This window comes from Lentzea cavernae, assembly GCF_014653695.1.
In the GTDB taxonomy this organism is placed as follows: Bacteria; Actinomycetota; Actinomycetes; order Mycobacteriales; family Pseudonocardiaceae; genus Lentzea; species Lentzea cavernae.
Genome location: NZ_BNAR01000011.1, coordinates 15468 through 37640 on the forward strand (window position 1 = coordinate 15468; position 22173 = coordinate 37640).

Here is a 22173-nt window from a genome sequence, read left to right on the forward strand (position 1 = left end):
TGCCTCCTCGATCCGGGGTTTTCGCCTAATGGTCGAAAACGTGGCCGATAGTATCAGCCGGGTGGCAGGTGTGGGGCACGAAGTTCTGGCAGCCGTGCTGCGGGTGAGAGGTGCGTCACTCCAGGTCATGCTGTGGGAGCGCGCACAGGAACCACACGCTCACCGCTGGTCGCTCCCCGGTGGAGAGCTGCGGGTGGACGAGGACGTCGAGTCCTCCATCCGCCGTCAGCTGGCGGAGAAAGTCGACGTGCGACAACTGTCACACGTCGAACAGCTGGCCGTCTTCAGCGCCCCGGACCGCGTTCCCGGTCCCCGCGTCGTCGCGACGGCGTTCCTGGGACTGGTCCCCTCCGACGTCGATCCCGAAGTCCCCTCCGACACCCTGTGGCACTGCGTCGAGAAGCTGCCCGCCATGGCGTTCGACCACGCCTCGATCGTCGGACGGGCACGGCAGAGGCTCGGCTCGAAGCTGTCGTACACCAACGTCGGTTTCGCGCTGGCACCACCGGAGTTCACGATCTCGCTGCTGCGCGACCACTACTCCGCGGCGCTGGGCTACCGCGTGTCCGCGACGAACCTGCAGCGCGTGCTGTCACGCCGCCTGCTGCTCGAACCCACAGGTGGCACCGCTCCCCCCGGCCCGTCCGGCGGCCGGCCCGCCGCACTGTTCCGGTTCAGCGCCAAGGGAATCAAGGTGACCGATCCGTTCGCCGTGCTGAGGCCGCCGGGATCCGGCCGTCCAGCAGGCGGAGGTGGCACCACGTAACGTTGCACGCGTGGCAGAGACGCTTCCGTTGTTCCCCCTGGGCACTGTGCTGTTGCCGGGGGCGTCTTTGCCGTTGCACATCTTCGAACCGCGCTACCGCCAGCTCGTCGTGGACCTGATGACGGGCTCGCTGTTCGGCCGCACCTTCGGCGTCGTCTGCATCAAGCAGGGCTGGGAGGTGGGCGCCGACAACGTGCACTCCCTTCAGGACATCGGCTGCTCGGCCGACCTCCTGGACGCCCGCCTGCTGCCGGAGGGCCGCTTCGACATCGTGACGCGCGGCGTGCGCCGGTTCCGCCTGGTGGACGTCGACACGACGACGGCTCCATACCTGCTGGCCCACGTCGACTACCTCGACGACGCCCCGGTGCCCGAGGCCGCGCAGGAGGTGGTGCCGTTGCTGGAACGCGGCGCCCGCGCGGCGCACGAACGGTACTGCGGGGCGGCCTGGCACCAGGAGGACTGGTCGGCGCCCTCCGAGGACGTGGAGCTCGGGGCCTTGTCGTACCTGCTGGCGGCCGACTGCCTGTTGCCCGTGGAGGATCGGCAGCGGTTGCTGGAGGAGAGGTCGCCGGCTCGGCGGTTGCGGTTGGTGCGGCGGATGTTGCATCGGGAGACCGGGATTTTGAGCGTTTTGAAGGCGGTGCCGGTGCCTTTGACGGAGTTCGGGCACGTGCCCAGCCAGAACTAGCCGGTTGGGGTGGTTCTGGGGTGCGGCGGTGGTCGTGTGGAGACTTGGGCTGGGTGCCGGGGGCACTGGCGGCATAGGCGCTGAGCGGTAAGGACGCTGGGCAGCAGAGGGGTTTTAGGCGTAGGTCCTGAGCTGAGCGGTGGGACGCTGGGGTAGGCGAGTCCGCTGAGACGGGCTGCATCCCTGAACGCGGTTGACAGCGGCGCTGCTCGACGAGCGAGCGGTCGCGCGTAAGACCTGAGGCGCTCTGGCCAGAGCCGAGACGCGGAACCTGCCGAGAGGGAGCCCGCGCGAGGTGAGCGGCAGTTGCCGAGGGGTCAAGGCCGCGCGAATCGGCAAAGAAGCCGGAAGCGGCAGGTCCCAAGCCTGCATCCGGCATGACGTTGAGCCGCATCTCCGAATCCCAAGGACGTCCCGCAGCGCCTTGAGCCGCATCCGCGAACACCCCAACGCTGCCCCGAGGTGCGTTGAGCTGCGCCCTCCGACACGACCGAACCCATCCGCACCACACCGATCGTCGGATCGTTGAAATGTAGCCTTGTGGGATTGTTGAACAATCCTTACTCTGAGTCCCACATCACACTCGACCACTCCTCCACCACGCTGCGAGGTGTCCCATGAGCACGTCCACGACCGAGGACACAGGCCGTTTCGCCTGGTTCCGCAGTCTCGGCCAGAAGGGCAGGCGCGCGTTCGTCGGCGCCTTCGGCGGCTACGGGCTGGACTCGTACGACTACTGGGTCCTGCCCCTGAGCCTGGTCGCGATCACCGGCTACTTCGGCCTCACCAAGGCGGAAGCCGGCCTGCTGGGCACGAGCACGCTGCTCATGAGCGCCATCGGCGGCGCGGTGGCGGGCGTCATGGCCGACCGGTTCGGCCGGTCGAAGACGCTGGTCATCACGGTAGCGGCGTACGCGTTCTTCACGGTGTTGTGCGGTTTCGCGACCAACTACGAGACGTTGCTGGTCTTCCGCGCGCTGCAGGGCCTGGGCTTCGGCGGTGAGTGGGCGGCCGGGGCGATCCTCGTGGCCGAGTACTGCAAGCCGAAGTACCGCGGGCGCACGGTGGCGTTCATCCAGAGCGCGTGGGCCGTGGGCTGGGGGCTCGCGGTCCTCATCAACACGCTGGTCGCGAGCTTCGCCGACCCCGCCATCAGCTGGCGGATCATGTTCTGGACGGGTGCGCTGCCCGCGATCCTCATCTTCTACGTGCGCCGCAACGTCGAGGACGCGCCGGAGACCAAGGCGCAGCCACGGGAGAGCGGCACGTTCGCGAAGATCTTCCAGGGGCCGATCCTCAAGACCACGGTGTTCGCGTCGCTGCTCGCGACCGGTGTGCAGGGCGGTTACTACACGCTCGCGCTGTGGCTGCCGGCGTTCCTGCAGACGGGGCGCGGGCTGACGATCATCGGCACGGGCGCGTACCTCGCGTTCCTCATCACCGGCGCGTGGATCGGGTACGTGTCCGGCGGTTATCTCACGGACTACCTGGGGCGCAAGAAGACCTTCACGCTGTTCGCGATCGCCAGTGCGTTGCTGATCGTCGCCTACACGCAGATTCCCAACGGTGCCAACACGTTGGTCATGTTCCTCGGCTTCCCGCTGGGGTTCTGCATGTCCGCGATCTTCAGCGGGTTCGGCAGCTACCTGTCCGAGCTCTACCCGACGCGGTTGCGCGGTACCGGGCAGGGCTTCACCTACAACCTGGGACGCGCGTTCGGCGCGGTGTTCCCCGGTCTCGTCGGGTTCATGGCCGACCGGATGGGCATCGGCGGTGCGATGCTGTTCGGTGCGGCCGCGTACGGGATCGGTGTCCTCGCGCTGATCTGGCTGCCGGAGACGGTCAACAAGGAGCTCGAATGACGACCGCGGGACAGGCGCCGGGCCAGGCGCAGGCCAACCTGATCGCCGTTCCGAAGGACTGGGCGTACGACTTCCTGCTCTTCACCCACCGCAACCCCAAGCAGTGCCCGGTGCTCGACGTGCTGGACGCCGGCGAGACGGTCAGCGCGCTCAAGCAGGACGCGGACGTGCGGACCCAAGCTCCGCGCTACCGGATCTGGGAGCACGGCGAACTGACAGCAGAGCCCGAGAACGCGACCGAGCACTGGCGCGACGACCTGGTGACGTTCCTGATCGGCTGCAGCTTCACGTTCGAGACGGCTCTCACCAACGCCGGTGTGCCGCTGCGGCACGTGGATCAGGGCAAGAACGTCTCCATGTTCGTCACGGACGTCCAGTGCAGGCCCGCCGGACGGCTGCACGGCCCGATGGTCGTGTCCATGCGCTGGATCCCGGAGTCCCTTGTGGACATCGCGTACAAGGTCACGTCGCTGATGCCCGCGGTGCACGGGGCTCCGGTCGGGGCGGGAGATCCGCACCTGCTGGGGATCGACGACGTGCACCGACCCGACTTCGGCGACGCGATCACACCGGAACCCGGTGACGTGCCGGTGTTCTGGGCGTGCGGGGTGACTCCGCAGGCGGTGCTGATGAAGTCGAAACCGCCGTTCGCGATCACGCACGCGCCCGGTCAGATGTTCGTGACGGACATGCCCGACTTCGCCTACCGCGTCGGTTAGGCAGCCACGAGGGCGGCGCCTCAGCCGACTCAGCCGAGGCGTCGCCCCAGGTCGTCCAAGCCGTTCCACGCCACGCAGCAGCCGTAGGCCAGCGCGGCGCCCAGCGGCCACGCCAGGATTCCCCACCACGTCTCCAGAGCGGGCGCGACGAGCAACGTGTCGTTCGCCTTGATCGACGACGGCATCGGGTAGGCGCTCGCGGCGAGCTTGCCGCCCATCCACTGCGCCATCCACCCCGCCGCGAACGAACCGGCGGTCATCCCCAGCATCACGACGGGCCCGCGCCGCTGCCGCAGCAGCCACGTCGAGATCCCGGTGATCACGCCCGCGCCGAGACCGATCAGCACGAACATCATCAGCGCGTCGAGCCGGTGGTAGCTCTCCACCCCGATCGGGTAGAACTTGCCGTCCTGCGGCGAGACGATCTTGAGCTGCGCCGGGGCCAGCCACGACCAGAGGTAGGCGGCGGGCAGCCCGAACGCGAACGTCGTCAGCGCCACCACGAGGCTCGGCAGCAGATCCCGCTTCACCACCACCTTCGGTCGTGGCCGGAGGTAGTAGTGGTAGACGTACGGCGGCTCCGGCACGGGATCAGTGCGCACCGGCGCTGCGTTCTCGTCCATTCGCGAGAGGTTACTACCGAGATCTTCTCAGGGGCGCGACACGGTCTGACCGTGACGGCTGCAGCGCGCCGTCCAGCCGTCCGGTGTCACCTGGACGACCATGCGGCGCGCGCACTCCCGGCAGTACCGCGGCGGGTCGATCGCGGACAGCCGCTGACGGCAGAACGCGTGGTCGCCGTCAGCTTCCTCTTTGCCGCAGAAGGAGCAGTACGTCATCACAGGGTCTGGCTCAGCGCCTTGATCGGCATCGACAGCTCTTCGAGCATGTCGAGGTCCTGCTGCGCGGGACGGCCGAGGTTCGTCAGGTAGTTGCCGACGATGATCGCGTTGATGCCGCCGAGCATGCCCTGCTTCGCGCCCAGGTCGCCGAACGTCAGCTCACGGCCGCCGGCGAACCGCAGGATCGTGCGCGGCAGCGCGAGCCGGAACGCGCCGACCGTGCGCAACGCCTCCGCGCCCTCCACGACCGGGTAGTTCTCGTACGGCGTGCCGGGGTTCGGGATGAGGAAGTTGAGCGGGACCTCGTCGGGCTCGAGCTCCGCGAGCTGCACGGCGAACTCCGCGCGCTGCGCCAGCGTCTCCCCCATGCCGATGATGCCGCCGCAGCAGACCTCCATGCCGGCGTCGCGGATCATCCGCAGCGTGTCCCAGCGCTCCTCCCAGGAGTGCGTGGTCACGACCTCGGGGAAGTGCGAGCGGGCCGTCTCGAGGTTGTGGTTGTAGCGGTGGACGCCCATCGCCACGAGCTCGTCGACCTGCTCCTGCGTGAGCATGCCCAGGGAACAGGCGATCTGGATGTCGTTGCCGTCCTCGCGGATGGCCTTGATGCCGTCGCGCACCTGCGAGAGCAGCCGCTTGTCTGGGCCGCGCACGGCCGCGACGATGCAGAACTCGGTCGCGCCGGTGTCGCGGGTCTGCCGCGCCGCGCGGACCAGGCCCGGGATGTCGAGCCACGCCGAACGCACGGGCGAGGGGAACTGGCCGGACTGCGAGCAGAAGTGGCAGTCCTCGGGGCAGCCGCCGGTCTTGAGCGAGACGATGCCCTCGACCTCGACCTCGGGGCCGCACCAGCGTTCCCGGACCTCGTGCGCCAGTGCGAGCAGCTCGGGGATCCGGTCCTCGGGGAGCTCCAGCACCTTCAGCACCTGAGCCTCGGTGAGCCCGACGCCTCGTTCGAGCACTTGCTCACGAGCCTCGTCGAGCACGTCGATCTGTTCCGGCGCTGCGGTCACGGTTTCTCCTCCTGCTGTGGCCTGGCGTGCACTATGCCGCACTGAATCCTTCATCGTGGAGCGACGTAGGTCACTGGACCGCGAACTGAGCGGCGAACGTCTCCGGGTCGAACTCGCCCCCGAACCACGGTGAGAACGATCTCTTGGCGACCGCCGTGAAGTCCACCGGACCGAGCTTCGTCACACCCTGCGGCAGCGCGCCGAGCAACGGAGCGCCCGCCGCCTCGGGCAGGTCCGCCAGGTTCGTCAACGACGCCAGGTCCGGGTGCGACGGCCAGCTGCCGACGACGACACCGATCGCCTCCAGCCCGCGGCGTTGTAGCGCCTCGGCCGTCAACGCCGTCGTGTTCAGCGTCCCGAGCCCCGCCTGGGCCACGATCAGGACGGGCGCGTTCACCGCCCACGCGATGTCGGCCAACGTGGAACCGGCCTCGTCGAACCGCACGAGCAGACCGCCGGCGCCCTCGACCAGCACCAGGTCGTGGGTCTCGTCGAGCGCGGTGACCTCGGCGGCGACGTCCTTGGGGTGCACGGTGGCCATGCCCGCGCGTCTCGCCGCGGTGGCCGGGGCGAGCGGGTCCGGGTATCTGGCCAGCTCACGGGTCGTCACGTCGCCCGCGAGCCGCGCCACCTCCGCCACGTCGCCCGGCTCGCCGGGCAGCAGGCCGGTCTGCGCGGGCTTGAGCACCGCGACCCGTCTGCCTTCTGCCCTGGCCAGCGCCGCGATGCCCGCGGTGACGGCGGTCTTGCCGACCTCTGTCCCGGTTCCGGTGATCACCAGCACGCTCACAGGCCATCACCCTAGGCGCTCACCTACGGTGACGGCATGAGTGAACAACCGATCGTGATGTACGGCGCCGAATGGTGTGGTGACTGCCGCCGGGCCAAGTCCTGGCTGACCCGCAACAACGTGCCGTTCACCTACGTCGACGTCGAGCACGACGACGCGGCGCGGGACAGGGCGGTCGCGATCGCGGGCCGCCAGAACATCCCTGTCGTCGTGCTCCCGAACGGCGACTTCCTGGTCGAGCCGACCGACACTCAGCTCGCGGCCGCGATCACGCCCTGACAGATCGCCGCGATGTCGTCGTCCGTGCTCACGAACGGCGGCATCGTGTAGATCAGGTCGCGGAACGGCCGCAGCCACACACCCGCGTCCACGGCCGCCTTGGTGGCCCGTGCCATGTCCACGGGCTCATGCAGTTGCACGACACCGATAGCGCCCAGCACCCGCACGTCTCGAACGCCGGGCAACGCGCGTGCGGGCGCGAGTCCGTTCGAAAGCCCTGCGGAGATGCGGGCGACCTCACGCTTCCAGTCCTGCGACAGCAGCAGGTCGATCGAGGCCAGCGACACGGCCGACGCCAGCGGGTTGCCCATGAACGTCGGCCCGTGCGCGAGCACCGGCACCTCGCCCTGGCTGATCCCTTCCGCGACCCGTGACGTGCACAGGGTGGCGGCCATGGTCATGTATCCGCCGGTCAGCGACTTGCCGAGGCACATCACGTCCGGGCTGACGTTCGCGTGATCGGCACCGAACAGCTCACCCGTGCGACCGAAGCCGGTGGCGATCTCGTCGAACACCAGCAGCACGTCGTGCGTGTACGCGAGTTCACGGAGGACGTGCAGGTAGCGCGGGTCGTGGAAGCGCATGCCCCCGGCGCCCTGCACGACCGGCTCCACGATGATCGCGGCCAGTTCGTGCGCGTGCTCCTCGATCAGGTCGGCGAGGTGCTGGACGTACGCGGTGTCCATCTCAGCGGGCGGCTCGTCCGCGAACACCTGCTGCGGCAGGATTCCACGCCACAGCGAATGCATCCCGCCGTCGGGGTCGCAGACGGACATCGGGGTGAAGGTGTCCCCGTGGTAGCCGCCGCGCCACGTCAGCAGGCGGTGCTTCTCCGGACGGTTCCGCGAACGCCAGTACTGCAGGCACATCTTCACCGCGACCTCGACCGACACCGAACCGGAGTCGCAGAGGAACACGTGCTGCAGGGGCTCGGGCGTGATCTCGACGAGCTTCTGGCAGAGCCGGATGGCGGGCTCGTGCGTGAGCCCGCCGAACATCACGTGGCTCATCCGGCCGATCTGCTCGGTGACCGCGGCGTCCAGCACGGGGTGGCGGTAGCCGTGGATGGCCGCCCACCACGACGACATGCCGTCGACCAGCTCCCGGCCGTCCGCGAGCGTGAGCCGGACACCCGAGGCCTCCGCGACGAGCAGCGGCTCCTGGGTGCCCGGCATGGGGCCGTACGGGTGCCAGACGTGCGCCTGGTCGAGCTTCAGCAGGTCGTCCACCCGCTGCACATTAGGCGAGGCGGACGGGGAGGGTGTGCAGGCCGCGGATCAGCGTGCTGTCCCGCCACACCAGCGTCTCCGGCTCCGCGGCGAGCGTCAGGTTCGGGAACCGCGCCAGCAGCTGCGTCATCGCCACGTCGAACTCCAGGCGGGCCAGCGGCGCGCCGACGCAGAAGTGGATGCCGTGGCCGAACGCGACGTGGCCCTGCGCGGACCGCGTCACGTCGAGCTGATCGGGGTTCTCGTAGCGCTCCGGGTCGCGGTTCGCGGCGACCAGCGACACCATCAGGATCTCGCCCGCGGGCACCGTGACACCGCCGAGGTCGAGGGCTTCCTTGGTGTAGCGGAAGGTCGCGACGTTGACCGGTCCCTCCAGCCGCAGGAACTCCTCGGTGCTCGCCGGGATCAGCTCCGGGCGGTCCTTGAGCACCTGCAGCTGGTCCGGGTTCTGCAACAGCGACAGCACCGCGTTGCCGATGAGGTTCACCGTCGTCTCGTGGCCCGCCACGAGCAGCAGGAACGCCATCGAGATCAGCTCTTCGGTGTTCAGCCGGTCGCCGGACTCGTCGGCGTGCACGAGGGCGGAGAAGAACGTGTCGTTCGGTTCGGCCTCGGCGATGGCCGTGACGTGCTGGAACAGGAACGCGGCCATCGAGCCGGCCGCCGCCTTGACCTGTTCCGGCGTGCCGAAGGACAGCAGCTGGTTCGACCACTCGCGGAAGTCGTCGCGGTTGTCGATCGGGATCCCGAGCAGCTCACAGATCACCGTGATGGGCAGCGGGAACGCGAAGACGTCCAGCAGGTCCACTTCGTCGCCGTCGTTCAGCTTCGAGATCAGCTCGGCGGCGATCTCCTGCACGCGCGGGCGCAGCAGCTCGACGCGGCGCGCGGTGAACGCCTTGGTCACGAGCTTGCGCAGCCGGGTGTGGTCGGGCGGGTCCAGGTTGAGCATGTTCGCGGAGAACGTGGGTTCGAACCTGCGGACCTGCTCGGGGTCCGAGGAGTGCACGGCCATGAGGTGGCCGCCCTCCACGACGTTCTTGCTGATCTCGGGAGCCGTGAGGGCGATCTTCGCCTCGTCGTACCGAGTCACGAGCCAGACCTTGAGCCCACGCGGCATGCGGACTTCCCGCACGGGACCCTCCGCGCGCAGCATGTCGTGCACCGCGTGCGGGTTCTGGACGTAGTCGTCGGGCAACTGGGTGAGTGTCGTCACCTCACCCAGTTAACCCCGTTTACTCAAGCCTCGCCACTATTTCTCGAGTGAACCTCTTTCCTGCACCGTCCACCGGTTTCCGTCCAGGTCGGTGAAGTCGAAGAAGCTGGCGTAGTTGCGGTGGGCCGGGTCCGCGCCGGGTACGAACAGGCCCTGCCAGTCCGGCATGCCCGCCTTGTGCCGCAACGGACTCACATCCACTCCCCGTGCGGCGAAGTCGCGGTGCGCGGCCTCGATGTCGTTCACCACGAGGTACGCGCCGAAGCCCGTGCCGAACTGGATGGAACACCCCGAACCGGGCGGAGTCAGTTGGACGACGCGGAAGTCGTCATTGGGCCGATAGTCGACATCCAGCTCGAATCCGGCCATTTTCGTGTAGAAGGCGATGGCCCTGTCGGGATCGCTGACGGGAATGGTGAGGACCTCCACGCGGTAGTCCACCTCAGACCAGCGCCTCTCCACCGTCGACCGCCAGCGAGGTGCCGGTCAGGAACGAGTTCGTGAGCGCGAAGAACACCGCGTCGGCGACCTCCTCGGCGCTTCCGACGCGACCGGCGGGGCTCGTGGCCTCGCGGGACGCGAACAGCGCGGCCTTCTTCTCCGCACCGAGACCGTCGTGGGCGCCGGTGTCGATCGTGCCGGGCGAGATCGCGTTGACCCGGATCGGCGCGAGTTCGACGGCGAGGCTCCTCGTCACCGCGTCGACGGCGGCGTTCGTCGCCCCGACCGCGAGCATGCCCGGCATGACCTTGCGAGCCGAGGCGCCGGAGAAGAAGACGAACGACTGACGCGGCGCGAAATGCCTGGCCAGCAGGATCGGACCGATGACCTTGACGTCGAACGAGGCCCGGACGGCGTCGCGATCGAGGTCGGCCGCCGTACCGCGGGCCCTGGCCGACGCGGTGGACACGACGTGGTCGACCTCGCCGATCCGCTCGGCGAGCGCCGCGACACTGGCCTCGTCGGTCAGGTCGACGTGCTCGTCCTGGTTGCGTCCGGCCATCACGACGGTGCCGCCGGCGTCGCGCACCCTGGCGGCCACCGCACCGGCGATGCCGCTGTCACGGCCGATGATCAGGACCTTCATCGCTGGACCTCCTCAGGGGTGAGGCCGCGGTCGACACCGTGCGGCACAACGGTCTGTCCTGCTTCGAGCGCGAGCTTGCGGTCGTCGAGGTACACGTCGACGACGTCCGGTTCGAACGAGACCCAGTCCTTCACCGGCCCGACCTCGGCCCACGCCTCCGGGTACGACCAGGCGGCGCGCCTGCGGTCACCGATGTCGTAGTAGCTCGCCAAACCCTTGTAGGGGCAGAAGGTCTCGCCTTCGACGTGCCGGAGAGCCGACGCGTCGACGTCCTCGCGCGGCACGTACCAGCGCGGCGCGAAGCCCGATTCGTACAGCACCAGCGGCCTCTTCGTGTCCGCGACGACCCGCTCGCCGTCCCGCACGACGAGGTGGCGCGAGGTCCGCCGGATGTCGACGCGGTGGTACGGATCGGCCGCGTGCCCGACGATCCGCTCGTCCTCCTCGTAGAACGCTTCCATTGCGCGCCAGGCGAAAGCGACCCGCCCCTCCAGTTCGCTCGCGTGGCCGGGCAGGTCGGTGTGCTGCCACGCCGCGTGCTTCGTCCCACCGACCGCGAACCACGTGGTCGCGCCCAGATCGCGGTGGTTCGTCGTGCGCGCCTCGTCTTCGAGGCCCGTGACGTCGTCCCGCGGGAAGTACGCGACGGGATAACGGCCGGGTTCGTGCAGCAGCACGACGTCCTCGCTGTCCGCGACCCACGCCCCGCCGTGCTTCACGCGCATCCGGCGGCGCAGCGGTTCGGCGAACAACAGCCGTTCCGGCAACGGTTCCGGCGTGAGGAACCGCCCCACCGCCTTCGCACCCAGCGGACCCTGCTGCCACGACAGACCCATGACCATCTCCTAACCCTTTAAGTGATGGTTGATAGTTAGGCATCTCGTCGTATAACCTGTCAAGGGTCACTTTGGAGGTTAGGGATGCTGCTCGACCTGCTGAACACGACACCCGTGCTGGACGACGGGCAGCACGACGTGCTGACGGAGGAAGGCCCGCACTGGCTGGCAGCGCACGGCCTGCCCGCCTCCGACGACGAACTGCGGGCGTTGACCGCGGCCCGCGACGCGCTGCAGGCCGTGGTGCGGGGCCAGGAGGAACCGGCGGTGCTGGCCCCGTTCGTCGAGGGCGTCCGGCAACGGGCCGGCGTCGACGCGTCCGGCGTCGTGTGGCACCTGGACCTGCCAGGGAACCGCACCGCCGCCGCGCAGGCCGTGCTCGAGTGGGACGCGCTGCGGGTGTCGAGCCCCGGCCGGTTGCGGCCGTGCGCGAACCCCGAGTGCCGCCTGTTCCTGATCGACCACAGCAAGCCGAACAGCGCCCGCTGGTGTTCGATGGCGGTCTGCGGCAACAGGATGAAGGCCCGCCGCCACTACCAGCGCACGCGAGGAGCTCAGTGATGGCCCGCCTGCTGTCGCTCAACGTCGGTATGCCGAAGGACGTGTCGTGGCACGGCAAGACCGTCCACACAGGAATCTTCAAACACCCCGCCGACGGGCCGCTGATGGTGCGCAGGCTCAACATCGAGGGCGACGGCCAAGGCGACCTCGGCGGGCACGGCGGCGAGAACCGCTCTGTCCTGGTGTACCAACGGGAGTCGTACGAACACTGGCGGCGGGAACTGGGGCGCTCCTTCGAGTACGGCCAGTTCGGGGAGAACTTCACCGTCGAGGGCCTGGCCGACACCGAGGTGCACATCGGCGACCGGTTTCGCGTCGGGCAGGCCGAGTTCGAGGTCACCCAGCCCCGCGTCACCTGCTACCGCGTCGGCATGCGGCTCGGCGAACCGCGCATGCCGTCGTTGATGGTCGCGCACGGCCGCCCCGGCTTCTACCTGCGCGTGATCACCGAGGGCGAGGTGCGGGCGGGCGACGAGATCGTCAGGACCCGCGTCGGGCGGCACCGGATGAGCGTGGCCGCGATCGACGCGTTGCTGTACCTGCCGGGCAAGGACGAGGAACAGCTCCGCAAGGCCGTCGACATCCCGGCACTGAGCCCCGGCTGGCAGGGCTCGTTCCGCGACCTGCTGACTCCCCCGCGGCCGGAACCCGTCGGCTGGGAGGGGTTCCGGCCGTTGCGGGTCGAGGCCGTCGTGCCGGAGAGCGCGACCGTGACGTCGTTCCACCTCGCCGGCGACGACCTGCCGCGTGCGCTGCCCGGGCAGTACCTGACCGTCCGCGTGCCGGGCGGCGTGCGGAGCTACTCGCTCTCGTCGGACTTGTACCGGATCAGCGTCAAACGCGACGGCGTGGTCAGCACGTGGCTCCACGAGCACGTGGAGGTGGGCGACACGCTCGAAGTGGCCGCTCCCCGAGGCGAGTTCGTCCTGGAGGCGGGCGACGAACCGGTCGTCCTGCTGTCGGCGGGAGTCGGCATCACGCCGGTGCTCGCGATGCTGCACGCGCTCAAGGGCACCGGCCGCGAGGTCTGGTGGCTGCACACCACGCGTTCAGCCGACCAGGCGTTCGCCGCTGAGGTGCAGCGGCTCGAGCCACTGCACACGCTGATCCACTACTCGGACAACGGCCGGCTGACCCGCGAGCACCTCAAAGCCCTGCCCGCCAACGCGAGCGCGTACCTCTGCGGTCCCAACGCGTTCATGGACGACATGCGGGAGGCGCTCATCGCGCAAGGCCTCGACCCGGCCCGCGTCCACACCGAGCTCTTCGGCGCCCGCTCGTCGATCAACCCGGGAATCACCGGCGCCGCACCGGTCGCACCGCACCAGCCCGCCCCGCAGGGCACCGGCCCGAAGATCACGTTCGCCCGCAGCGGCCTGACCGCGGCGTGGCGCGGCGACGCGTCGATCCTGGAGCTGGCCGAGGCCTGCGACGTCCCGACGCGCTGGTCGTGCCGCACCGGTGTCTGCCACACGTGCGTGACCCCGGTGCTGTCCGGCACCGTCCGCAACGAGCCGGAGCCGCTGGAACCGCCGACCTCCGGCAACGCGCTGATCTGCTGCGCGCGGCCGGAGACCGACCTGGTCCTGGACCTCTAACGCTGGATGGTGATGCCGCGGATCGTCTTGAGGTCACCGAAGAGCGACGGTGTCGTGTTGACCCGGAAGTTGTCCACCACCAGCATCTCCTTGGACTTGTCGCGCTTCTGCACCTCCAGGTGCACCGCGACCTGGCCCTCGTGCGACTTGAAGACGATCTTGAGTTCCTCGATCAGCTCCGGCGTCAGCGTCTTGGTCTGCAGCCCGAGGACGAGGGGCGGGTCCGCTCCGGGGTTCGCCTCCGCGTCGCTGATGTCGAGCGGGACGACACCGTCGCCGAAGATCGCCATCTTGTCCTCGCGCCAGTTCACCCGGCCCTTCACGCACACGGCGGAGTCGAGCTCCAGGTCGTCGCGCAGCACCTCGTAGGACTTCGGGAAGAACAGCACCTCGATGGACGCGTCCAGGTCCTCGATCACCGTGATCGCCCACGGCAGGCCGTTCTTGTTCACCCGGCGTTCGATCGACGAGATCATGCCCGAGACGATCAGCTCGCCTTCCTTGGGCGGGTCGTCGAGCACGACGGCGATCGGCCGCGGCGCGAACTTGCGCAGGATCCGCTCGGCGCCGTCGAGGGGGTGCGAGGAGACGTAGAGCCCCAGCATCTCCTTCTCGAGGCTGAGCATCTGCTTGCGCGGGTACTCGTCCGTGCCGAACTTGAGGTGTGCCAAGGGAGACGTGCTGTCGTCCTGGTCGTCGGCGCTGTCGCCGCCGAACAGGTCGAACTGGCCCTCGGCCTCCTTGCGCTTGATCGGGACGACGGCGTCGACCGCGTCCTCGTGCACCTGGATCAGCGACAGGCGGGTGTGGCCGAACGAGTCGAACGCGCCGGCCTTGATCAGCGACTCGATCACGCGCTTGTTGCAGGCGACGAGCTCGGACTTGTCCATGAAGTCCGTGAAGGACGTGTAGGCGCCCTTCTCCCTGCGGGACTTGATGATCGACTCGACGACGTTCGCGCCGACGTTGCGGATCGCGCCCATGCCGAAGCGGATGTCCGTGCCGACCGCACCGAAGCGCAGCGCCGACTCGTTGACGTCCGGCGGGAGGACCTTGATGCCCAGGCGGCGGCACTCCGCGAGGTAGACCGCGGACTTGTCCTTGTTGTCACCGACCGAGGTGAGCAGGGCGGCCATGTACTCGGCGCGGAAGTTCGCCTTGAGGTACGCCGTCCAGTACGAGATCAGGCCGTACGCGGCGGCGTGCGACTTGTTGAACGCGTAGCCGGCGAACGGGAGGATCGTGTCCCACAGCGCCTTGATCGCCTCGTCGGAGAAGCCGCGCGGGTCGTTGCGCATGCCCTCCTGGAAGCCCTCGAACTCCTTGGCCAGGACCTCGGCCTTCTTCTTGCCCATGGCCTTGCGGAGCACGTCCGCGCGGCCCATCGAGTAGCCCGCGACCTCCTGGGCGATGAACATGATCTGCTCTTGGTAGACGATCAGACCGTGCGTCTCGCCGAGGATCACCTTGAGCGGTTCCTCGAGCTGCGGGTGGATCGGCTTGACTTCCTGGCGGCCGTTCTTGCGGTCCGCGTAGTCGTTGTGCGCGTTCACACCCATCGGGCCGGGGCGGTACAGCGCGCCGACCGCGACGATGTCCTCGAACGTCGTCGGCTGCATGCGGCGCAGCAGGTCGCGCATCGGCCCGCCGTCCAGCTGGAACACGCCGAGCGTGTCACCGCGGCCGAGCAGCGCGTAGGTCTCCGGGTCGTCCATCGGCAGCGTGTCGAAGTCCGGGACCGCGTCCTTGCCGCGGTTGGCCTCGATGTTGTCGACGGCGTCGCCCATGACCGTGAGGTTGCGCAGCCCGAGGAAGTCCATCTTCAGCAGGCCGATGTTCTCGCACGACGGGTAGTCCCAGCCGGTGATGAACGAGCCGTCGTCGCGGTACCAGAGCGGGATGGACTCGGTGAGCGGGTCCTTCGACATGATCACCGCGCAGGCGTGCACGCCCGCGTTGCGGATCAGGCCCTCGAGGCCGAGCGCGGTGTCGAAGATCTCCTTCACCTGCGAGTCGGTCTCGAGCAGCGACCGGACCTCGGCGGCCTCGCCGTAGCGCGGGTGGCTCTTGTTGACGATGCCGTTGAGCGGGATGTCCTTCGCCATGATCGGCGGCGGCAGCGCCTTGGAGATCTTGTCGGCGATCGCGAAGCCCGGCTGACCGTGGTGGACGCGCGCCGAGTCCTTCAGCGCCGCCTTGGTCTTAATGGTGCCGAAGGTGATCACCTGGGCGACCTTGTCGGCGCCGTACTTCTCGCTGGCGTACCGGATCATCTCGCCTCGACGGCGGTCGTCGAAGTCGATGTCGATGTCGGGCATGGCGGTGCGCTCGGGGTTCAGGAACCGCTCGAACAGCAGGCCGTGCGGGATCGGGTCGATGTTCGTGATGCCCATCGCCCACGACACGGCGGCACCCGCGGCCGAACCGCGGCCGGGACCGACGCGGATGCCCACGCTGCGGGCGTAGTTGATCAGGTCGGCGACGATCAGGAAGTACGCCGGGAAGCCCTTGTCGATGATGACCTGGGCCTCGAAGTCGCAGCGCTTGATGTACTCCTCCGGGACCTCCTGGCCCCGGAACCGCCACTCGAGCCCGCGCCGGATCTCCTTGCGGAACCAGGACGCCTGGTCCTCGCCCTCGGGGACCTCGAAGTTCGGGATCCGGTCCTTGACGGACCAGATGTCGTCGTAGGACTCGACCATGGACGCGACCAGCAGCGTGTTGTCGCACGCCTCCGGCAGGTCCTTCCAGATCTGGCGCATCTCCTCGGACGACTTCAGGTAGTAGCCGTCGCCGTCGAACTTGAACCGGTTCGGGTCGGTCAGCATCTTGCCGGACTGCACGCAGAGCAACGCCGAGTGCGTGTCCGCCTGGTCCTTGGTGACGTAGTGGCTGTCGTTCGTCGCGAGCGGCGGGATGCCGAGCTTGCGGCTGATCTCCAGCAGACCGTCGCGGACCCTGCGCTCGATCTCGAGGCCGTGGTCCATCAGCTCCAGGAAGAAGTTCTCCTTGCCGAAGATGTCCTGGTAGTCGGACGCGGCCTGGATCGCCTCCGGCACCTGCCCGAGCCGCAGCCGGGTCTGCACCTCACCGGACGGGCAGCCGGTCGTCGCGATGATGCCCTCGGCGTGCTGCGAGACGAGCTCGCGGTCCATGCGGGGCTTGTAGTAGTAGCCCGTCTTGCTGGCCTCGGTGTGCAACCGGAAGAGGTTGCGCAGGCCCTCCGCGTTGCGCGCCCACATCGTCATGTGCGTGTAGGCGCCGGCACCGGAGATGTCGTCGCTGCGCTGACCGGGGTCGCCCCAGGCGACCGGCTTCTTGTGCAGCCGGTTGTGCGGGGCGAGGTAGGCCTCGATGCCGATGATCGGCTTGATGCCGGTCTTCATCGCCGTTTGGTAGAACTCGTCGGACCCGTACATGTTGCCGTGGTCGCTCATGCCGACAGCGGTCATGCCGAGCCGCCCGGCTTCTTCGAACAGCGGGGCCACCTTGGCCGCACCGTCGAGCATCGAGTACTCGGTGTGCACGTGCAGATGCACAAACGAGTCCGCCACGGTACCTCCAGGAGATCGAACGGACGCGTGGGAAGGACGCGAATTCCGGATCCGCCAACCCTATCCCGCCTCCAAGATCACCTCACGGAGGCTCGGGGGTTTCTCGCGGTGATCTCGATCGGGTACGCGGTGACACGGCTGTCAGGGCCGCCGGGTAGCGTTCGAACAGTGGTGGCCCCCGATCCCGTAGACGCTCGCCTGCTCGCCGTTCTCGCCGAGTCGGGCCGCGCCGCCGTGCACGAGATCGCCCAGCGCCTGGGCATGGACCCGCGCGAGGCCGCCATGCGCCTGATCACCCTCTCGGGCAGCGGCCTGCCGTTGCTGGTGGGCGTGGAGTGCGACCCGAACGGTGTGCGCAGGGCCCTCGCGAACGCCGCAGCCTACGGCAACTACATGGGCGGTCCGCCGTCCGGCCCGTACGCGGTGCACCATAGCGGTCCGCACCAGGTCCAGCAGCCCTACGGTCCGCAGGGCCCGATCAGCCAGCCGTTCCCGGCGCAGCAGCAGCCGCAGCAGACCTGGGGCCCGCCCCAGTCCGCCGGCTGGGTGCGCGCCGACCAGCCGCAGCCCAAGCCCGTCTCGCGGACCGGCAAGATCGGCACGGCCCTGGAGGCGGACAGCCTCGAGGGTGCCCGGCTCTCGATCCAGCTGGTCGAGGTCGTCGACCCGGCGGACTTCCTGTTCACCGCGGCCGGCTACAAGCTCGCCGAGGGCGAACGGTCCGTGGTCGTGCACACCGAGGTGACGAACACCTCGCAGGTGCCGTTCACCTCACTGCCGGACATGTACCTGGTCCTCGTGACCAAGTCCGGCGAGACCGTGACGAAGGCGCCCGTCTCGCTGTCCTCGCGGCCCGCGCACAAGCTCGGCGTGCAGCCGGGCGAGACGGCGGGCGGGCACAGCGTGTTCGTGCTGCCGGACGCGACCGAGGTGATCCAGGTCCGGTGGAGCGTGCGCCCCGAGGTGGACCTGAACACCCTGGTCTGGACCGTCGAAGACTAGAGAAGAGCCAGCGCCGCGGCGTGCAGGCCGGGCGTGGAAGCCAGGTACTCACGGCTCGTCAGCTCCCACGGTTTGCCGTCCAGATCGGTGACGACCCCGCCGGCCTCCTGCACGAGCAGCACACCTGAGGCGTGCGCGCGCACGTTGTCGTACTGCCAGTGCAGGTCCATCCGCCCGGCGGCGACCTGGGCGAGCTGGTGGGTGACCGGCACGGAGATCCGGACGTAGAGGGCGTGCTTCGACATCGCACTGTAGGCCGCGCCGACCCGGTCCGCCATCTCCGGTCCCTGGCCCGGCTGGGCCTGACCGGTGCCGGCCAGCGCGCCGTCCAGCGAGGTCTTGTCCGAGACCTGGAGCCGGACGCCGTTCAGGAACGCCCCGCCGCCCTCGGTGGCCGTGAACATCTCGTCGAACAGCGGGAAGTACACGACGGCGAGGACCGGGCGGCCGTCGCGGACGAGGCTGACGCCGATGTTCCAGTCGGTCATGCCGTGGACGGCGTTCATGTTGCCGCCGACGGGGTCGACCAGCCACCACTCGCCGTCGTCGAGGGGGCCGGAGCCGTGTTCGTCGTCGTCCCAGCGCGCCTGCGGGCGGATCGCCTCCAGCTCCGGCCTGAGCAGGTCGGCGACGGCGGCGTCGTTGGCCCGGACGGTGGCGACGATCTCGGCGAGGGAGGAGGCGCGGGACTCGGTCGAAAAGCGCCTGAGCATCCGCGCTCCGGCGCGGCGGACGGCGGCGGAGACGGTGGCGGTGGTGGCGGCGGACATGGCTTCCTCCAAGATTGACTGTCATGCAAGCGGATCTGAACCTGCTGGTCGTGCTGGACGCCCTGCTCGAAGAGGGCAGCGTGATGGGGGCGGCGCAGCGGCTGCACCTGTCGTCGCCCGCGGTCAGCCGGACGCTCGGGCGGATCAGGAAGGTAACCGGCGACGACATCCTCGTGCGGACGGGCCACTCGATGACGCCCACGCCGTACGCGCTCGGCATCGCCGAGGAGGTGCATCGGCTGGTGCGGGAGGCCAACGCCGTGCTGGCGCCGAGCCGTGAGCTGGACCTCGCGGAACTGGAGCGCACGTTCACGATCCAGTGCCACGACGCCCTCGCCTCGTCGGTGGTGCCGGCGTTGGTCGGGCGGATCGCGGAGCGGGCGCCCGGTGTGCGGTTGCGGGTGCTGGCCGAGCACTCCGGCGACACCGACGACCTGCGGCACGGGCGAGTCGACCTGGAGCTGGGCGGCGGCATCCCCGACCTGCCCGAGTTCCGCTCGGAGGTGTTCGGCACCGACCCGCTCGCCGTGGTCATGCGGTCCGCCCACCCGTGCACCGAACTGGACCTGCGCGCGTACGCGGCCTATCCGCACGTGCTGGTCTCACGCCGCGGCAGGTTCACCGCCCCGATCGACGACCTGCTGGCCGCGGAAGGGTTGCAGCGCAAGGTGATCGCGACCGTGGCGACGGTGCACTCCGCCCTGCAGATCGTGGCGGCGAGCGACGCCCTGGTCACCACCACGGCGATCCTCTGCAGGCCGTTGATCGAGGCGTTCGGGCTGGTCATCCGGCCGTTGCCGGCCGAGTCGCCGCAGGCGCGGATCCACGGCAACTGGCACCAGCGCTACGACTCCGACCTCGCCCACGCCTGGCTGCGCGACCAGGTGCGGACGACCGTCGCCGACGTCCTAGCCCGCTAGCGGCAACGCGACCGCTCCGGGGAAGCGCGGGTTCTCGGCCTCGTCGAGCATCGCGGCGGCGACGGTCTCCCTGCTGACCTTCGCGCCGAGGTCGAACGGCGGCGCGGCGTCCAGGCCGACCGTGCGGCCGGGAGCCAGCGGGTCGTCGGTGAGCACCCCGGCGTGGAAGACGGTGCCACCGGCGGCGAGGACGGCGGTGTCGGCCGCGACCTTGTCCGGGATGCGGTCGCCGAAGAACTTCCAGAGCACGGCGGCCCCCTCGCCCGCCGCGTCGGCCGACGGGCCCGTTCCGTACGTGCCGAGCCAGATGATCCGGCGCGGACCGGCGGCGACGACGGCCTTGGCGCCGTCGAGCAGCACGCCCGCCCGGTCCGTGCCGAGACCGGACAGGACGACGGTGTCCGCGTCGACCGCGATGCTCGCCGGGTCGCTCACGTCGCCGGCGACCTTGCTCAGGTTCGAGTGGTCAAGAGCGATGCGCTGCGGGTCGCGGGCGATCGCCGTGACGGTGTGGCCGCGCTCCAACGCCTGGCGGGTGAGGGCGAGACCGGTCCGGCCGGAGGCCGCGAGGATTGTCAGGTGCATGCCGAGAACGCTATTGAGCACACCGATTAACATCAAGTGCAATGTAGTCAACCGGTGATTTACTCAGGCGCAATCAGCCTTCCTCGCGCAGCTTCTCGAGTGAAACGGCCAGGTCAGCCGGGTACTCCGACGTGTACGAGACCCACTGGCCGTCGGCCGGGTGGTGGAAACCGAGCTGGCGCGCGTGCAGCCACTGCCGCGTCACGCCGAGCCGCTTGGCCAGCGTCGGGTCGGCCCCGTACGTCAGGTCGCCGACGCACGGGTGGTGCAGCGCCGAGAAGTGCACGCGGATCTGGTGCGTGCGGCCGGTCTCCAGGTGCACCTCGACGAACGACGCCGCGCGGAAGGCCTCCATGACCTCGTAGTGCGTGATGGACGGCTTGCCGTCCTGCATCACCGCGAACTTGTAGTCGTGCCTCGGGTGGCGGTCGATCGGGGCGTCGATGGTGCCCTTGATCGGGTCCGGGTGGCCCTGCACGATCGCGTGGTAGACCTTGTCGACGGTCCGCTCCTTGAAGGCGTGCTTCAGGGCCGAGTACGCGGACTCGGACTTCGCGACCACCATCACGCCGGTCGTGCCGACGTCGAGCCGGTGCACGACGCCCTGGCGCTCGGCGGCACCGGACGTGGCGACGCGGTGACCGCCGGCGGCGAGCCCGCCCACCACGGTCGGCCCGGTCCAGCCCGGCGACGGGTGCACGGCGACACCGACGGGCTTGTCCACGACGATGATGTCGTCGTCCTCGTGGATGATCACCAGGCCCTCGACGGGGATCGCCTGGACGGTGATCGGCTGCGGCGGCGCGGGCAGCGTGATCTCGAGCATCGACCCGGCGGTGAGCCGGTCGGACTTGCCGACCACACGGCCGTCGACCAGCACCTCGTCGGCGTCGGCGATGCCGGCGACGACGGTGCGGGACAGGCCGAGCAGCTTCGCGAGGCCGGCGTCGACGCGCATGCCGTCCAGCCCGTCGGGAATCGGCAGCGTTCGGTAACCGCTCACGCGGGGGCCTCGACCTTCTTCTCCTTGCAGAACCCGCTGAAACTACCAGGAGCAGCTATTTCGGCTCCGGCTGACCGTCGGCCTCCGCGGGGGCCGCGCTCTCCCGGTGGACGGTCCCGTCGTAGTCGTGCTGCATCAGCGCCAGCACGATGATCGTGACACCACCGCCGATGATGGCCATGTCCGCGACGTTGAACACCGGCCACACCCGGCCGTACGGGTCGAACAGCGACAGGAAGTCGACGACGTGGCCGCGCATCGGGCCCGGTTCGCGGAAGAGGCGGTCGGCGAGGTTGCCTACGGCACCGCCCAGCACCAGGCCGAGGCCGACGGCCCAGCCCTGGGAGCGCAGGTTGCGCGAGATCCAGAAGATGAACCCGGCGACGCCCAGCGCGATCAGCGCGAGGATCCACGTCATGCCCTCGCCGAGGCCGAACGCGGCGCCGGGGTTGCGCACGAACGTCAGGTAGAGCACGCCGCCGAACAGCTTGATCGGGTCGCCGCCCTCGAGGAACGCGACGGACACGACCTTGGTGAGCACGTCCAGGGCCAGCACCCCGGCCGCCAGGATCCCGAGGGTCCTCGTCCTCGGTTCCGGCAGCGAGCCGGTGATCGAGAACTCCTCCTCGGCCTGCCCGGTCTCGGCGGGAGCGTCCCCGGACTTCCCCGCGGGCACCATCTCCGGCTCGGGGACCTCGCCCGAGAGCACGGGGCTCGCGGCCGTCTCGGGCTCGCTGACCTGGGGTTCCGCGGGCTTCTCCACGACCTTGCCCGCGGGCTCGTCCGAGGTCTTGCCGGCGTCCTTCTCCGGGGCCTTGGGCTCGTCACTCACCAGGTCAGTGTCCACGAC

The 22173-nt window shown here is 69.3% G+C and carries 23 protein-coding genes; 9 read left to right on the forward strand and 14 right to left on the reverse strand.

Going from position 1 to position 22173, the window contains the following annotated elements; all coding sequences use genetic code 11:
• The first annotated feature begins 70 nt into the window (after positions 1-70).
• The 4 genes from IE307_RS30495 to IE307_RS30510 all read left to right on the forward strand — a co-directional run bounded on the left by IE307_RS30495 (position 71) and on the right by IE307_RS30510 (position 4038).
• Positions 71-766, forward strand: coding sequence for an NUDIX hydrolase (locus IE307_RS30495; RefSeq protein ID WP_268250432.1), 696 nt, complete (start codon positions 71-73; stop codon positions 764-766).
• Positions 767-776: 10 nt separating this feature from the next.
• Positions 777-1457 carry an LON peptidase substrate-binding domain-containing protein gene (locus IE307_RS30500; RefSeq protein WP_191302853.1) on the forward strand — a complete coding sequence of 227 codons (681 nt, stop codon included), beginning with the start codon at positions 777-779 and terminating at the stop codon, positions 1455-1457.
• A 617-nt stretch (positions 1458-2074) separates the two neighbouring features.
• Entirely contained in the window at positions 2075-3319 is a 1245-nt protein-coding gene (locus tag IE307_RS30505; protein WP_191302854.1) for an MFS transporter, read from the forward strand.
• Positions 3316-4038, forward strand: a complete 723-nt coding sequence (locus IE307_RS30510) for a putative hydro-lyase (RefSeq protein ID WP_191302855.1) — start codon at positions 3316-3318, stop codon at positions 4036-4038. Before IE307_RS30505 ends, IE307_RS30510 begins: the two co-directional genes overlap by 4 nt.
• Before the next feature lie 29 nt (positions 4039-4067).
• On the opposite strand, the gene IE307_RS30515 is transcribed toward IE307_RS30510, so the two are convergent.
• The 4 genes from IE307_RS30515 to bioD all read right to left on the reverse strand — a co-directional run bounded on the left by IE307_RS30515 (position 4068) and on the right by bioD (position 6683).
• Positions 4068-4661, reverse strand: coding sequence for a DUF2567 domain-containing protein (locus tag IE307_RS30515; RefSeq protein ID WP_191302856.1), 594 nt, complete (start codon positions 4659-4661; stop codon positions 4068-4070).
• 27 nt (positions 4662-4688) lie between these two features.
• Entirely contained in the window at positions 4689-4877 is a 189-nt protein-coding gene (bsaP, locus tag IE307_RS30520; protein WP_191302857.1) for a biotin synthase auxiliary protein BsaP, read from the reverse strand.
• Complete coding sequence (gene bioB / locus IE307_RS30525) at positions 4877-5893, reverse strand: biotin synthase BioB (protein WP_191302858.1); 1017 nt, start codon at positions 5891-5893, stop codon at positions 4877-4879. The genes bsaP and bioB overlap by 1 nt, the downstream gene beginning before the upstream one ends.
• 70 nt (positions 5894-5963) lie before the next feature.
• Positions 5964-6683, reverse strand: coding sequence for a dethiobiotin synthase (gene bioD, locus IE307_RS30530; protein ID WP_191302859.1), 720 nt, complete (start codon positions 6681-6683; stop codon positions 5964-5966).
• Between the two features lie 36 nt (positions 6684-6719).
• Between bioD and IE307_RS30535 the strand changes: the two genes are divergently transcribed.
• Positions 6720-6962, forward strand: a complete 243-nt coding sequence (locus IE307_RS30535) for a glutaredoxin family protein (protein ID WP_191302860.1) — start codon at positions 6720-6722, stop codon at positions 6960-6962.
• On the opposite strand, the gene IE307_RS30540 is transcribed toward IE307_RS30535, so the two are convergent.
• The 5 genes from IE307_RS30540 to IE307_RS30560 form a co-directional block, all read right to left on the reverse strand.
• A complete protein-coding gene (locus IE307_RS30540; protein ID WP_229905259.1) occupies positions 6935-8137 on the reverse strand; it encodes an adenosylmethionine--8-amino-7-oxononanoate transaminase in 1203 nt (400 codons plus the stop codon). The two genes, IE307_RS30535 and IE307_RS30540, sit on opposite strands and share 28 nt — an antisense overlap.
• A gap of 64 nt (positions 8138-8201) precedes the next feature.
• A complete protein-coding gene (locus IE307_RS30545; RefSeq protein ID WP_373306058.1) occupies positions 8202-9416 on the reverse strand; it encodes a cytochrome P450 family protein in 1215 nt (404 codons plus the stop codon).
• A 27-nt stretch (positions 9417-9443) separates the two neighbouring features.
• Positions 9444-9836, reverse strand: a complete 393-nt coding sequence (locus tag IE307_RS30550; RefSeq protein WP_229905227.1) for a VOC family protein — start codon at positions 9834-9836, stop codon at positions 9444-9446.
• A 13-nt stretch (positions 9837-9849) separates the two neighbouring features.
• Positions 9850-10494, reverse strand: a complete 645-nt coding sequence (locus tag IE307_RS30555; RefSeq protein ID WP_191302863.1) for an SDR family oxidoreductase — start codon at positions 10492-10494, stop codon at positions 9850-9852.
• Positions 10491-11330, reverse strand: a complete 840-nt coding sequence (locus tag IE307_RS30560; RefSeq protein WP_191302864.1) for a DUF427 domain-containing protein — start codon at positions 11328-11330, stop codon at positions 10491-10493. Before IE307_RS30560 ends, IE307_RS30555 begins: the two co-directional genes overlap by 4 nt.
• A gap of 84 nt (positions 11331-11414) precedes the next feature.
• On the opposite strand from IE307_RS30560, the gene IE307_RS30565 reads away from it, so the two are divergent.
• Both IE307_RS30565 and IE307_RS30570 read left to right on the forward strand, forming a co-directional pair.
• Positions 11415-11891, forward strand: a complete 477-nt coding sequence (locus IE307_RS30565) for a CGNR zinc finger domain-containing protein (protein WP_191302865.1) — start codon at positions 11415-11417, stop codon at positions 11889-11891.
• Positions 11891-13489: an MOSC domain-containing protein gene (locus tag IE307_RS30570; RefSeq protein WP_191302866.1), complete on the forward strand. Its 1599-nt coding sequence runs from the start codon at positions 11891-11893 to the stop codon at positions 13487-13489. Before IE307_RS30565 ends, IE307_RS30570 begins: the two co-directional genes overlap by 1 nt.
• On the opposite strand, the gene dnaE is transcribed toward IE307_RS30570, so the two are convergent.
• Complete coding sequence (dnaE, locus tag IE307_RS30575; protein ID WP_191303082.1) at positions 13486-16998, reverse strand: DNA polymerase III subunit alpha; 3513 nt, start codon at positions 16996-16998, stop codon at positions 13486-13488. The two genes, IE307_RS30570 and dnaE, sit on opposite strands and share 4 nt — an antisense overlap.
• 213 nt (positions 16999-17211) lie before the next feature.
• On the opposite strand from dnaE, the gene IE307_RS30580 reads away from it, so the two are divergent.
• Positions 17212-18045: an Lrp/AsnC family transcriptional regulator gene (locus IE307_RS30580; protein ID WP_191302867.1), complete on the forward strand. Its 834-nt coding sequence runs from the start codon at positions 17212-17214 to the stop codon at positions 18043-18045.
• On the opposite strand, the gene IE307_RS30585 is transcribed toward IE307_RS30580, so the two are convergent.
• Positions 18042-18815, reverse strand: a complete 774-nt coding sequence (locus tag IE307_RS30585) for an inositol monophosphatase family protein (protein WP_191302868.1) — start codon at positions 18813-18815, stop codon at positions 18042-18044. The genes IE307_RS30580 and IE307_RS30585 overlap by 4 nt on opposite strands.
• A 23-nt stretch (positions 18816-18838) precedes the next feature.
• On the opposite strand from IE307_RS30585, the gene IE307_RS30590 reads away from it, so the two are divergent.
• Entirely contained in the window at positions 18839-19735 is an 897-nt protein-coding gene (locus IE307_RS30590; protein ID WP_191302869.1) for a LysR family transcriptional regulator, read from the forward strand.
• Here the strand turns inward: IE307_RS30590 and IE307_RS30595 are convergent.
• The 3 genes from IE307_RS30595 to lspA all read right to left on the reverse strand — a co-directional run bounded on the left by IE307_RS30595 (position 19724) and on the right by lspA (position 22155).
• Entirely contained in the window at positions 19724-20320 is a 597-nt protein-coding gene (locus IE307_RS30595; protein WP_191302870.1) for an NAD(P)-dependent oxidoreductase, read from the reverse strand. The genes IE307_RS30590 and IE307_RS30595 overlap by 12 nt on opposite strands.
• A 73-nt stretch (positions 20321-20393) precedes the next feature.
• Complete coding sequence (locus tag IE307_RS30600) at positions 20394-21278, reverse strand: RluA family pseudouridine synthase (RefSeq protein ID WP_191303083.1); 885 nt, start codon at positions 21276-21278, stop codon at positions 20394-20396.
• Positions 21279-21378: 100 nt separating this feature from the next.
• On the reverse strand, positions 21379-22155 hold the full coding sequence (gene lspA / locus IE307_RS30605; protein WP_229905228.1) for a signal peptidase II: 777 nt from the start codon (positions 22153-22155) through the stop codon (positions 21379-21381).
• Positions 22156-22173 lie beyond the last annotated feature (18 nt).

Excerpts from the sequence above, each read along its gene's own strand:
- IE307_RS30595 (WP_191302870.1), bottom strand. The coding sequence starts at position 20,320 with ATGCACCTGACAATCCTCGCGGCCTCCGGCCGGACCGGTCTCGCCCTC.
- dnaE (WP_191303082.1), bottom strand. The coding sequence starts at position 16,998 with ATGCTCGACGGTGCGGCCAAGGTGGCCCCGCTGTTCGAAGAAGCCGGG.
- bsaP (WP_191302857.1), bottom strand. The coding sequence starts at position 4,877 with ATGACGTACTGCTCCTTCTGCGGCAAAGAGGAAGCTGACGGCGACCAC.
- IE307_RS30535 (WP_191302860.1), top strand. The coding sequence starts at position 6,720 with ATGAGTGAACAACCGATCGTGATGTACGGCGCCGAATGGTGTGGTGAC.
- IE307_RS30585 (WP_191302868.1), bottom strand. The coding sequence starts at position 18,815 with ATGTCCGCCGCCACCACCGCCACCGTCTCCGCCGCCGTCCGCCGCGCC.
- IE307_RS30570 (WP_191302866.1), top strand. The coding sequence starts at position 11,891 with ATGGCCCGCCTGCTGTCGCTCAACGTCGGTATGCCGAAGGACGTGTCG.
- IE307_RS30540 (WP_229905259.1), bottom strand. The coding sequence starts at position 8,137 with ATGCCGGGCACCCAGGAGCCGCTGCTCGTCGCGGAGGCCTCGGGTGTC.
- IE307_RS30590 (WP_191302869.1), top strand. The coding sequence starts at position 18,839 with ATGCAAGCGGATCTGAACCTGCTGGTCGTGCTGGACGCCCTGCTCGAA.
- IE307_RS30560 (WP_191302864.1), bottom strand. The coding sequence starts at position 11,330 with ATGGGTCTGTCGTGGCAGCAGGGTCCGCTGGGTGCGAAGGCGGTGGGG.
- IE307_RS30555 (WP_191302863.1), bottom strand. The coding sequence starts at position 10,494 with ATGAAGGTCCTGATCATCGGCCGTGACAGCGGCATCGCCGGTGCGGTG.
- IE307_RS30505 (WP_191302854.1), top strand. The coding sequence starts at position 2,075 with ATGAGCACGTCCACGACCGAGGACACAGGCCGTTTCGCCTGGTTCCGC.
- IE307_RS30600 (WP_191303083.1), bottom strand. The coding sequence starts at position 21,278 with ATGCGCGTCGACGCCGGCCTCGCGAAGCTGCTCGGCCTGTCCCGCACC.
- IE307_RS30565 (WP_191302865.1), top strand. The coding sequence starts at position 11,415 with ATGCTGCTCGACCTGCTGAACACGACACCCGTGCTGGACGACGGGCAG.
- IE307_RS30510 (WP_191302855.1), top strand. The coding sequence starts at position 3,316 with ATGACGACCGCGGGACAGGCGCCGGGCCAGGCGCAGGCCAACCTGATC.
- IE307_RS30515 (WP_191302856.1), bottom strand. The coding sequence starts at position 4,661 with ATGGACGAGAACGCAGCGCCGGTGCGCACTGATCCCGTGCCGGAGCCG.